Source organism: Petrimonas sp., from assembly GCF_963921705.1.
GTDB lineage: Bacteria > Bacteroidota > Bacteroidia > Bacteroidales > Dysgonomonadaceae > Petrimonas > Petrimonas sulfuriphila.
In genome coordinates, this window is sequence record NZ_OY997410.1 from 2,443,819 (window position 1) to 2,456,303 (window position 12,485).

Consider the following 12,485-nt stretch of genomic DNA (forward strand, 5'->3'; position numbering starts at 1 on the left):
AGATAAAAAAAATCACCGTTCTTTTACAGCGCATCCACGTGCAATCGGTTTAAAAACGCAACGGTTTTATGAATCTCCTTATACATGACAATATCTTCCTCTACAAAGGGCACCTCTTTCCGGTATTCTTTGATGGTTTTTTCAATAACAGGCGACGATTTAAGCGGACGACGAAACTCCATCGCTTGCACAGCATTCATCAGTTCTATCGATAAAATCAGATCAAGGTTATCCATTACTTTCAGCAATTTTATAGCCGATGTAGCCCCCATACTCACGTGGTCTTCCTGTCCATTTGACGACACAATGGAGTCGCTCGAGGCCGCATAGCAATACATCTTGTTCTGACTTACGATGGAAGCCGACACGTATTGGGGAATCATAAATCCGGAATTCAATCCCGGATTAGCCACTAAAAATTCGGGCAGACCGCGGTTCCCGAGAATCAGTTGTGCTACCCGGCGTTCAGAAATATTACCGAGTTCGGCGAGGGCGAGTGCCAAGAAATCAAAAGTAATGGCGAGTGGCTGACCGTGAAAATTTCCACCCGATATAATTTGATCATCATCGGGGAAGATGGTAGGATTATCGGTCACGGAATTGATTTCCGTAAACAATACCGATTTCACGTATGCGATAGCGTCTTTGGTGGCACCGTGAACTTGCGGAATACAACGAAACGAGTAAGGGTCCTGAATATGCTTCTTTTCCCTGGAGATCAATTCACTACCCTCCAGAAACCGGACAATATTCTGTGACGTTTCTAATTGTCCCAGGTGCGGACGGATAAGGTGCAGCTTTTCGTCAAAAGGCTCCAGGTGCCCGTCGTAGGCATCGAGCGAAATAGCCGCGATCAGGTCGGCACGTTTCGACAAGCGTTGTGCTTTCATAACCGCAAACACTCCGTGTGCCGACATAAACTGGGTACCGTTTAGCAATGCCAGCCCTTCCTTGCTTTTCAGTTTAAGGGGTTCCCAGCCAAATTCGTCGAGCACGCTACCGATATCGCGTTTTTGCCCTTTGTAATATACATCTCCCACGCCTATCAAAGGCAGAAACAGGTTGGCTAACGGTGCCAGGTCGCCTGATGCCCCCAGGGAGCCTTTATCGTAGACCACAGGCAGAATATCGTTATTGAACAGGTCGAGCATCCGTTGAACGGTTGCCACCTGCACACCGCTGTAACCCAGTGAAAGTGCGTGTGCTTTGAGCAGAAACATCAGTTTTACAATCACCGGCTTAACTTCTTCCCCAACACTGCACGCGTGTGATTTCACCAGATTCTCCTGCAACATATGCAAATCATTGTTCGAAATAGTGCGGTTGCATAGCGACCCAAAACCGGTGGAGATTCCGTAAATAGGTTCCTGCTGATTTTGCATTTTCTGATCGAGATAATCACGGCATTTTTGAATACGTTCTTTGGCTTCCTGCGATAATTCGAGTTTGATGTTTTCATTGATGATCCGTTCAAGGTCGTCGAACGTAAGTTCATCTTTTCCGATGTAATAAATATTTTTCACTTTATGTTTATAGTTGTGTTTTTACCCAATCCGTTAACTCTTTTTCTTTTGCCTCTGTTTCTCTTTCTATGCGGCTGCAAGCGTCTGTCAGCTTTTGCACGAATCCAGCATCCTTTAATCCTCCCAGGTTGATGCGTACGTTCAGCAGCGCACCCAAGACGGCAGTCCGGCAGGTCATCATTGCCACGCAGCCGTCGGTAATGGCATTTTTGTTGCCCTTACGGGTAGTTTCAACAATGAGGTCAAGCATTCCGAAGGCACGCTCGGCAATTTCCATCGGAACGAGTGCGGCAATCTTGGTCGCCTCCTGAATATTTTGGCTGCGATATGCTTTTTCCTCATCCGTTTCTTTCGGAAGCTTAAATGCTTCGAAAACAAGGTTATAAGCTTCACTATCGCGATCGATATCGTTCAGAAAATGCATCCTGAATTCTTCAAATCTTCCGGCATTTTTTTTCATCCGCTCTTCCACATCCGTGTAATTTTTTCTGCCAATAGTCAGGTTTGCCAGCATTTGTACCAATGACGATGATATGGCTCCGTTTAATGCCGATACACTTCCACCACCGGGAACAGGCTCATTCCCGGCAGTTTTTTCTAAGAATTGTTTTAAAGTTAAATCCTGTAGTTTCATTTTATTTATTTATAAGTCTGATATTCAACGGTCAACAAGAAGACATCCACGCTTGATAACTTTTTCTACAATGTTCATACCCACGTGATAGGGCAGGAATTTGTACGACGGAAATTGCAACAGCACCAGGTCAGCTTGTTTCCCCACATCAATACTGCCGATTTTGTCGGCTCTGCCTACAGCAGCCGCACTGTTAATCGTGAAAGCCGTTACTGCTTCTTCGGGCGACATTTTCATATAAATACACGCCAACGCAAACAGCAAGGGCACAGATGCGCTGAACGAACTACCCGGATTGAAATCAGTTGCCAAAGCAACCATACAATTGTTGTCAATCATTGTCCGGGCACGGGCAAAATTTTCGCGAAGCGAGAAAGCCGTAAGCGGCAGCAGCGTGGAAACCACTTCTGCCTTTGCCATTGCACGAATGCCTTTACCCGATGCTTTCAGCAAATGGTCGGCAGACAGGCAACCAAGTTCAGCAGCAAGCTCGGCTCCTCCGAACGGTACAATTTCATCGGCGTGGATTTTCAGTTTGAAGCCCTGTTCTCGTGCTGCAGTCAGGTAGCGGCGCGATTGTTCGATGGTAAATACATTTTTTTCGCAGAAAATATCAGCGTATTCCGCCAATTTTTCCTGAGCCACTAAAGGGAACATTTCGTTTATGTTGAAATCGATAAACTCATCTTCCCTACCCTTCCACTCTTCAGGAGTAGCGTGTGCGCCCATGAACGTGGAAACAACATCCAATGGATGTTCTTCGTTGAGGCGCTGCATGACACGGAGTTGTTTTAGTTCAGTTTCCTTATCGAGCCCATAACCGCTTTTACCTTCCACGGTAGTAATCCCGAGTCGCATCATGGCGTCAAGCCGTTGTTTCCCGGCGATAAAAAGTTCATCTTCCGATGCGGCGCGTGTAGCGTGTGTAGTGTTTACAATACCACCGCCGCGGTTCATGATGTCCATATAACTATCCCCACGCATCCTCCACGCAAATTCCTCTTCCCGGTAGCCGCCAAACACAAAATGCGTATGAGGATCAACAAACCCGGGAAGCAATGCCTTACCCTCCGCACAAATCACTTCGTAATCCGACAGGTCTACGGAAAGACCTTCACCCTCTTTCAGCACGTGCGAGATAACACCGTCAGTAACAACGACTGTTCCATTCTTAATCACATGCAGGTCCGACATATCCTCACCTCTTTTCCCTGTAAATCCACTGCAGGTAACTACTTGCGAAGCATTTTTCAAAACAAGGTTGTTCATCTTTTCTATTTGTAATTTATTTTCCTTTTCCACTCCTTCCAGCCCGATATAGCTAAAACCAGAAAAATAGCGTATTGAGCGCTCGTAAAATACAATCCCTGCGAGGCGTAGATGGGGATCGACACAATATTACCTATAATCCAAAACTGCCAATTTTCCAGCTTTTTAAATGCCATCAAAAGGGTAGCTACCAAAAAAAAAGCTGTATTAAACGAATCGATATAGGGCAGATACGATTGAATGTAACCGGTATCTGTCCGGTTAACATATCTCAAAAGAAAAAACAGAGACACATAGATCGCCACCACTGCGGTCCAGGAAATCATGTTCTCCTTGGAAGTATTACGTTTAATTAGTAATTTACGGCTGTCTCCGTCGATACGGGACCACAAATACCATCCGTAAACATTCGAAGCCAGATAAACTACGTTAATTCCAGCGTTCGCATACAATCGGGCAGCAAAACAGATGTAGATATAAATTGCGACGTTTATGATTCCGAAAGGAAAGACTAAAATATTTTCTTTTCGGGCAAACCAAACGCTCAAAACGCCAAAAACTGCGGCAATAGGTTCTATCCAGTCCATAGGTAAGCCTCGCTTTATTCCATCAGTTTTGTTTCAAGTACCTGGTTTAGTGAAAAATTCTCAAGGCCAAGATAATATGCGGCAGTATCCACCAATGCTTCCAGAGGTACCAAGCCTACGATTTCAGCTCCAATAACAGGCACACCGTAACGGTTAGCTTCTATACGAACCAGTTCGTGAGCCCTGTAAATGGCCGTTTTGGTATAATCGGTCAGGTTCATGGAAACCTGGGTTATGCCTCGTTCCTCCAGCGCCACGCCCATTCCTTTACAGAAACGTAATCCACCTCCGATGAAACGCACTTTTTTGGCTATTGACTGAGCTATTTCAAGATTGTCGGTTCCTAAGTTTACGTTATAGGCCACCAGAGGCATACGTACACCCACAGCAACAGCCCCGGCCGTTGGATGACGCTCTGCAGGACCGAAATCAGGCTTCCAGTCGTCTTTTTTTATTTTCTCCGCCATCCCTTCAAATTCACCTTTACGGATGTTTGCTAAATTTTCACGATGAGGTGCTGAAGCTGATTTTTCGTACAGGAAAACAGGTAAGTTATAACGTTTGGCAACCGTCTGTGCTACCTCTTTTGAAAACGAAACAGCCTCTTCCGGAGTTACGTTCTTAATGGGAATAAAAGGGACTACATCAACGGCACCCATTCTCGGATGTTGCCCGCTGTGCTGGTTCATATCGATAAGTTCTACCGCTTTACCAATGGCATCAACAACGCTTTTTTTTAATGGTTCGGGTTCACCTATAACAGTCACAACAAGCCGATTATGGTCTTCGTCATTACTGTAATCCAACAGTTTTACATTTTTTTTTGCGCGGAAACACTCCACGATCTTTTCAATTTTCTCTTTGTCGCGTCCCTCGCTGAAATTAGGAACACATTCCATTATTTTGTTCATATCAAGACTCCTGCTCCTCAGGAAAAGAGCTTTTTAAAATTATTGTTTGTAATTTGTGATATTCTTTATTATTTCCTCGTCCACCAGGTAGGGTTCGGTAATGTAATAATCATCGGCAAACGACTGGTTAAAATCCTGCACGGTGCTCATAGCATTTGCATTTCGTGCCCATGAACGGCGGGCAACACCGCCCATAACGTCCCAGAGCATTGCTGAGCGGAGGATTTCGTCCACGCGTTCACTACCGTCACACACCATTCCGAATCCACCGTTAACGGCTTTTCCTATACCTACGCCACCTCCGTTATGTAGCGCCACCAAGCTCATTCCCCGTGCCGCATTCCCCGCGAAGCATTGCACGGCCATGTCCGCCATCACGTTACTTCCATCCTTGATGTTTGCGGTTTCGCGGAAAGGCGAATCGGTGCCACTCACATCATGGTGATCACGCCCAAGCATAACAGGCCCGATCTCCCCGTTGCGCACCATCTCATTAAATCGTAAAGCGATATTCATGCGTCCAGGTGCATCCTGATACAAAATGCGGGCCTGTGTACCTACAACAAGCCGGTTTTTTTCCGCGTCACGGATCCAAATCCAGTTATCTTTATCCTGTCCGCGACGTGCCGGATCAATACAATCCATAGCGGCCTTATCCGTTTTAACCAGGTCTTCATGTTTTCCGCTCAGGCACACCCAACGGAAAGGGCCATAACCGTAATCGAACAGTTCAGGCCCCATGATATCTTCCACGTACGAAGGAAAAATAAAACCCTCTTTGTCATCGATACCGTTTTTCGAAATCTCTTTCACCCCGGCATCATAAACGGCTTTCATAAACGAGTTTCCATAATCGAAAAAGTAAGTACCGTTGGCAACCAGTTTTCTGACGACATTGAAATGACGGCGCAAGGATGCATCCACCAATTCATGAAACCGGGTTCGGTCTTCTTCCAGCAACCGGGTGCGCTCATCGAACGGGATTCCCGCAGGGCAATATCCGCCCGTATAAGGCTCGTGACAGGAGGTTTGATCACTCAATAGATCGATGTGGATTTTCTCTGTCTCTGCAAATTCAAGCAAATCGACAATATTTCCGTGATATGCGATGGAAAGAGGTTCTTTGTGTGCCATCGACTCATGAGCCCAGGCGAAAGCCTGTTGTTTGTCACCGGTTATTTTGTGTACCCACCCCTGCGAATAACGGGTTTCTATGCGCGAATAATCCACCTCTGCCACAATGGATACCGCACCGGCAATATCGGCAGCTTTAGGTTGCGCACCGCTCATTCCACCCAACCCCGACGACACAAACAGGTATCCCCGCAAATCTCCGTCTTGTGGTATGCCAAGCTTCAACCTTCCGGCATTGAGCAATGTGTTGAATGTTCCGTGAACTATTCCCTGTGGACCAATATACATCCAACCCCCGGCCGTCATTTGTCCGTAGTTGGCAACACCCATCTGTGCGGCAATCTCCCAATCCGGGAGGTTATCGAATTGACCAATCATCATTGAATTGGTTATAATTACACGTGGTGCATCGGGTTTCGATTTAAACAATCCGAGCGGATGTCCGCTTTCCACTACCAGTGTTTGTTCCTGTGTCAACTGTTCCAGGTACATTTTTATCAACCGGTACTGCATCCAGTTCTGACAGACCTGACCTGTTTCGCCATAGGTTACCAGTTCGTATGGATACAAGGCTATATCAAAACAGAGATTATTGTCAATCATCACCTGAAAAGCTTTTCCTTCCACGCAATTTCCTTTATAATCATCTATCGGTTTTGCCTTCAGGTCGCCTTCGGGACGATAACGGTAACCGTAAATTCTTCCCCTGGTCCAAAGCTCTTCTAAAAATTCGGGAGCCAGCGTCTTATGCAATTCACACGGAATATAACGTAAAGCGTTTTTTAAGGCGATTTCGGCCTGGGCAGGTGTTAGGCGGAATCCGCGGTCGGGCGCACGGCGAATACCCTCTTTAAAAACAGGATAATGAGGCAACTCGCTGGATAAGGTTATTTTCACTTTATCAGACATTTAGACATTAGACTTACAGACTTCTGGACAAATGTAATGCTTTTGCTTACATATTGACTGTAAAATTAGAGAAAATCAGACTCAAAAACAAGATTCTGAGAGAATTTTATAAAAAGAAATCTATTATTATCTTTGCAAAAGCGTAAATAAGAAAATGGATTATAAACTCGAAATATGCGCCAACTCTGTCATGAGTTGTGTCGAAGCACAAAAAGGCGGTGCTTACCGGGTGGAACTTTGTGCGGCAATTCCAGAAGGCGGCACCACGCCGTCATACGGCGATATTGCGGTAGCGAGGGAACTGCTGCACATTAAGCTGAACGTTATTATCCGTCCACGCGGCGGCGACTTTCTTTATTCCGGGCTGGAGCACAAAATTATGCTCAAAGACATCGAAATGTGTCGCAAACTGGGTGTTGACGGGATTGTAATCGGCTGTCTCACGGAAGAAGGTGATGTAGATATGGAACGCTGCAGGGAGTTAGTGGAAGCAGCAGAAAAAATGGATGTGACCTTTCATCGGGCATTCGATCAATGCCGGGATCCGTTAATAAGCCTTGAAGACATTATTTCGCTGGGTTGCAGCAGAATTCTCACGTCGGGTCAGCAACCCAAGGCAGAACAAGGGGTAGATTTATTGAAAAAACTGGTTCAACAAGCCGGAGAGCGCATCATCATTATGCCGGGAAGCGGAATTAACGAAAATAATATTGCAAAGATCGCTTGGGAAACCGGTGCGGTTGAGTTTCATCTTTCTGCCCGGGAAGCGGTGGAAAGTAAGATGAAATTCAGAAACTCAGCCGTTTCAATGGGGGGGACAAACATCACAATCAACGAATTTGAACAATTGATTACCAGTGCCCAAAAAGTAAAAAATACATGGACTGTTTTAAATATAAAATGAAATGAAAAAATTCAAGATTCTCTCTGTGCTTATTGCAGTAATCGCCCTATTGCTCTCTTGTTCACCGAAAGAAAAGAAAAGCATAGAATCTGCCAACTACCGGGTTATTCCGTTGCCATCGGAAATCGTGACATCCGAAGGAAATCCTTTTGTTTTGTCCTCATCAGTAAAAATAGTATTTCCGGAGGGGAATGAAAAGATGCACCGTAACGCGGAATTTTTAGCGGAATTTTTGAATATATCCACAGGTATAAAACCGGACATAACCTCGACAGCACCGGAAAAGAACGCCATCATTTTGAGCATCGGCCTCCAAAATCCAAATAAAGAAGCCTATGAAATAGCAGTCGGTGAAAACAGCATAACCATAACGGGCGCAAGTGAAGCTGCTGTCTTTTACGGGATACAGACGTTGCGCAAATCTGTTTCGGCAGACGCAAAGCGTATTGTTTTCCAACCTGTGAAAATCAAAGACGAACCCCGGTTCGCCTACCGCGGCATGATGCTGGATGTGGCGCGCCATTTCCAATCGGCAGATTTTGTAAAAAGATACATCGATATCCTGGCATTACACAGCATCAATCGCTTTCACTGGCACCTGACCGATGATCAAGGATGGAGAATTGAGATAAAGGCCTATCCGAAACTAACGGTGGTCGGGTCGCAGCGCGAACAAACTGTTGTGGGCAAAAACACAGGGGAGTATGATGGAAAACCTCACGGCGGTTTTTATACACAGGAAGAAATTAGAGACATCGTTAAATATGCCCAAGATCGGTACATCACCGTTATTCCCGAAATTGATCTTCCGGGACATATGCTGGCAGCCCTTGCCGCATATCCCGAGCTAGGCTGCACAGGCGGTCCGTACGAAGTTGCGGGTTCGTGGGGAGTTTTTGACGATGTTCTTTGTCCGGGAAAAGAAGAAACTTTCACTTTCCTGGAAAGTGTGCTTTCGGAAGTAATTGAACTTTTCCCGTCCGAATACATCCACATCGGTGGCGATGAATGTCCCAAGGTCCGCTGGGAAGAGTGTCCCAACTGCCAGACTCGTATAAAAGAATTAAACCTCAAGGACAAAGAAGGACATAAAGCGGAACATTACCTGCAAAGCTACGTGACTGCACGCATCGAAAAATTCCTGAACAATAAGGGAAAAAGCATTATCGGCTGGGACGAGATTCTGGAAGGGGAACTGGCTCCAAACGCGACAGTCATGTCATGGCGCGGGATGGAAGGAGGTATTCAGGCTGCTCAAATGGGTCACAATGTAATTATGACACCAACCGCTTATTGCTATTTCGACTATTACCAGACCCAGAATACCGACGAAGAGCCATTGGCAATCGGCGGATATGTCCCTATCGAAAAAGTGTACAACTTTGAACCGGCACCTGAAATTTTAACAGACAAACAAAAAGCACGTATACTGGGGCTGCAAGCTAACTTGTGGACAGAATACATTGAAACGCCGGATTACGTGGAATACATGATAATGCCCCGTATCGCCGCGCTATCCGAAGCACAATGGGTAAAGCCCGAAAAGAAGAATTACGAAGCATTCCTTACCCGGCTACCCGGACTGCTCAACCTGTACGGCAAGCTGGGCTACAACTATGCAACACACGTTTTTGACGTGCAGGCAAAAATGATTCCCAATTTCGAAACCAATTCGCTCGATGTGGAATTGTCAACCATTGACAATGCACCGGTATATTATACGCTCGACGGTACGGTTCCTACCGTTTCGTCGACAAAATACGACGGCAAATTCTCCATCCGGGAGAATACAGAAATTAAAGCAATGGCTATTCGCGCAAGTGGAAACACAAGCAAAGTTCTCTCGGAAAAAATTAATGCAAGCAAAGCCGGCTACAAACCCATAACACTGCTGACTACACCGGACCCGAACTACAGGTATACCGGTGAAAGCATGCTGGTCGACGGCCTTTTCGGGAACAGTACGAATTACAAAACCGGAAAATGGATGGGTTTCAAGGGTGAAAACATAGTGGCCATAATCGATATGCTCGAACCCACGGAAATTTCAACCGCTCAAATCCGTAACTGCGTGGTAACCGGCGACTGGATCTTTGATGCATCGGAAATTATTCTCGAATCCTCCGATAACAACTCAGTATTCACTGTAGTCAGCAGTCAAAAACTGCTGGATGCAAACACCACACATTGGTCGGACATTGCTGTCCATACGCTGTCTTTCGACCCTGTAACCGCCCGTTATTTCAGGCTGACGGTTAAACCAACGGTTATGCCGGCATGGCATCCGGGAAAAGGGAGCAAAGGCTATGTATTCATCGATGAAATATCGTTGAACTGACCCCGAATTATGCCATCGCCAGGAACAGCAGAATACCTGCAACGTACCCCAGTATTGCCAACGGTGTAAATCGTTTGAAAAAATAGCCGAAGCTTATTTTTTCCAGTCCCATTACGGCTACTCCGGTAGCCGATCCGATGATGAAAATACTGCCCCCGGTCACCGCACAATACGCCAGCAAAGTCCAGAAACCGCCGTCAGCTACAAAATACTGCATGTACGGCGTTGCCGCTGCCGACGCTTCTACTACCGGATACATTCCCATGGTTGCTGCCACCAACGCCACGTTGTCTACAACGGACGAGATAGCGCCACTGATTATACTAATGGTGTAGGGTTCCTTTATGTTGGAGGAAAGAACATCGGCAAAAAGCGAAAGTTGTCCGCCAACATTCAACGCGGCCACCGACATCAGGATGCCGAAGAAAAAGAAAATCGTGGGCAAATCCACCGAACGGGACAACGTTGGAATACGCAACTTGTCCGATTCCCGGATATCGTTTATCCGCCCATACATTAAATCGGTATATATCCATAAAAACACCAACCCAATCAACACGCACATGAAAGCAGGCAGGTGAGTTATTGTCTGAAATACAGGAACTAAAGCGAGGGAGGAGATTCCGATCCAGAAAATGATTATTCTTGATTTGTTGGGAATACGCTCCATGTAAATGTCGTCGGCCGATAAATTGCTGCTTTGGCGCAGCTTTGTCCCTTTCTTGAACAACCAAAGATCGGCTATAATCAAGGGAACCAACAAATTGGCCAATGCAGGCAAAAACAGGTGTGATATCTGGTGCCATGCCGTGATATTTCCGCCCGTCCACAGTAAAAGTGTTGTCACGTCGCCGATGGGTGACCAGGAACCACCCGCATTTGCTGCCAGGATAATAATGCTGGCGTATTTCATGCGGTCGGTATGATCGGGAACCAGCTTGCGTAGAATGGCAATAAGCACGATGGCGGCAGCCAGGTTATCAAGCAAGGCGGAAAAGAAAAAAGACGATAAGCCAATAAACCACAACAGTTTCCTTTTATTCTCGGTACGCAATGAACGCGAGATAGCCATAAACCCTCCGTGTTTATCCACGATATTTACGATAAGTAATGAACACATCACAAAGAACAACGTTTGTGCCACATCACCCAGGTGGGAAACAAAAGCTTCCTCAGTTAAATAACTTACGATTTGGTCTTTAACGGGAATGTTTCCCAATTCTGCCTGTTTAATGAAGTGTAGGAAGTCGGGATTCTTGCGTTTGACCAGAATGTCCTGTGAGCCAAACACCAGCATCAACCAAAGGGTAATGCACATAAACAGCGCCGTTGCTGATTTATTCACTTTAATTTTATCCTCGAGCGCAATGGCTACAATACCAAGGATAAAAATAATCGGCATAATATAGTACATACGTTTGAATTATGGATGATGAGTGATGAGCGAGTAGAGCAGTTTTATTTCTTCCGCCCACAACGTTTCGTCAGGGGTTTCGAGGATCAACGGTATATTGTCAAAACGGTTATCGTTCATGACAAGAGAAAAGACATCCATATTCATCAATCCCTTTCCCAGGCTGTCGTGACGATCGACACGAGATGCCAGCTCTTTTTTGGAATCGTTTACGTGCATTCCTTTCAGATAGCTAAATCCAATAATCTCTTCGAATTGACGGAATGTATTTTCAAACCCATCACGGGTTCTTATTTCGTAACCCGACGCCAGTGTATGAGCTGTATCGAGACACACCCCTATCCGGCTTTTGTCCTCCACTTTATCAATGATACGGGCAATTTGTTCAAAAGTATGTCCCAAATTGGTCCCTTGCCCTGCCGTATTCTCTATGACAGCTGTTACCCCGTTCGTTCTTTCTAGCGACAGGTTAATGGATTCGGCAATTCTGTCCAGGCAATCATCGACCGACAACTGGTTTAAATGGCTGCCGGGATGAAAATTAAGCCGGTTCAACCCCAGTTGCTCACAACGTTTCATTTCATCGAAAAAGGCAGAACGCGATTTTTTCAAGCCTTCTTCTTCAGGATGACCCAGGTTGATCAGGTAACTGTCGTGTGGAAGAATATGATCCGGAGAGTAGCCGTACTCTTCGCACCGTGATTTAAACAAATCGATATTTTGTTGCGTATAGGGCGCTGCAAACCATTGACGCTGATTTTTGGTAAAAAAAGCAAAAGCCTTTGCCCCTATCAAATGTGCGTTAACCGGTGCATTTTCCACTCCGCCCGATGCGCTGATATGTGCTCCTACAAATTTCATC

The 12,485-nt window shown here is 45.8% G+C and carries 10 protein-coding genes; 2 read left to right on the forward strand and 8 right to left on the reverse strand.

The window, feature by feature from the left end; all coding sequences use genetic code 11:
* Positions 1-23: 23 nt before the first annotated feature.
* From hutH to AACM02_RS10175, 6 genes are read right to left on the reverse strand one after another with little or no spacing between them, the layout of a single operon-like run.
* Entirely contained in the window at positions 24-1,523 is a 1,500-nt protein-coding gene (hutH, locus tag AACM02_RS10150) for a histidine ammonia-lyase (protein ID WP_332456734.1), read from the reverse strand.
* Positions 1,524-1,530: 7 nt separating this feature from the next.
* Positions 1,531-2,157, reverse strand: a complete 627-nt coding sequence (locus AACM02_RS10155) for a cyclodeaminase/cyclohydrolase family protein (RefSeq protein ID WP_332456733.1) — start codon at positions 2,155-2,157, stop codon at positions 1,531-1,533.
* Positions 2,158-2,181: 24 nt separating this feature from the next.
* Entirely contained in the window at positions 2,182-3,426 is a 1,245-nt protein-coding gene (gene hutI / locus AACM02_RS10160) for an imidazolonepropionase (RefSeq protein ID WP_339116877.1), read from the reverse strand.
* A 5-nt stretch (positions 3,427-3,431) separates the two neighbouring features.
* Entirely contained in the window at positions 3,432-4,013 is a 582-nt protein-coding gene (gene pnuC / locus AACM02_RS10165) for a nicotinamide riboside transporter PnuC (RefSeq protein ID WP_339116878.1), read from the reverse strand.
* 14 nt (positions 4,014-4,027) lie between these two features.
* Positions 4,028-4,924 carry a glutamate formimidoyltransferase gene (gene ftcD / locus AACM02_RS10170; RefSeq protein WP_339116879.1) on the reverse strand — a complete coding sequence of 299 codons (897 nt, stop codon included), beginning with the start codon at positions 4,922-4,924 and terminating at the stop codon, positions 4,028-4,030.
* Positions 4,925-4,963: 39 nt separating this feature from the next.
* A complete protein-coding gene (locus AACM02_RS10175) occupies positions 4,964-6,955 on the reverse strand; it encodes a urocanate hydratase (protein WP_339116880.1) in 1,992 nt (663 codons plus the stop codon).
* A gap of 166 nt (positions 6,956-7,121) precedes the next feature.
* On the opposite strand from AACM02_RS10175, the gene AACM02_RS10180 reads away from it, so the two are divergent.
* Both AACM02_RS10180 and AACM02_RS10185 read left to right on the forward strand, forming a co-directional pair.
* The gene (locus AACM02_RS10180; protein WP_339116881.1) at positions 7,122-7,871 is read left to right on the forward strand and encodes a copper homeostasis protein CutC; all 750 of its coding nucleotides are present in this window, start codon (positions 7,122-7,124) and stop codon (positions 7,869-7,871) included.
* Between the two features lies 1 nt (position 7,872).
* Positions 7,873-10,209, forward strand: coding sequence for a glycoside hydrolase family 20 protein (locus AACM02_RS10185; RefSeq protein WP_339116882.1), 2,337 nt, complete (start codon positions 7,873-7,875; stop codon positions 10,207-10,209).
* A gap of 7 nt (positions 10,210-10,216) precedes the next feature.
* Here AACM02_RS10185 and nhaD read toward each other — a convergent pair whose 3' ends face one another.
* Both nhaD and nfo read right to left on the reverse strand, forming a co-directional pair.
* Positions 10,217-11,623 (reverse strand): sodium:proton antiporter NhaD, encoded by a 1,407-nt coding sequence (gene nhaD, locus AACM02_RS10190; protein ID WP_339116883.1) that lies wholly within the window; start codon positions 11,621-11,623, stop codon positions 10,217-10,219.
* A gap of 9 nt (positions 11,624-11,632) precedes the next feature.
* Complete coding sequence (gene nfo / locus AACM02_RS10195; protein ID WP_339116884.1) at positions 11,633-12,484, reverse strand: deoxyribonuclease IV; 852 nt, start codon at positions 12,482-12,484, stop codon at positions 11,633-11,635.
* Position 12,485 lies beyond the last annotated feature (1 nt).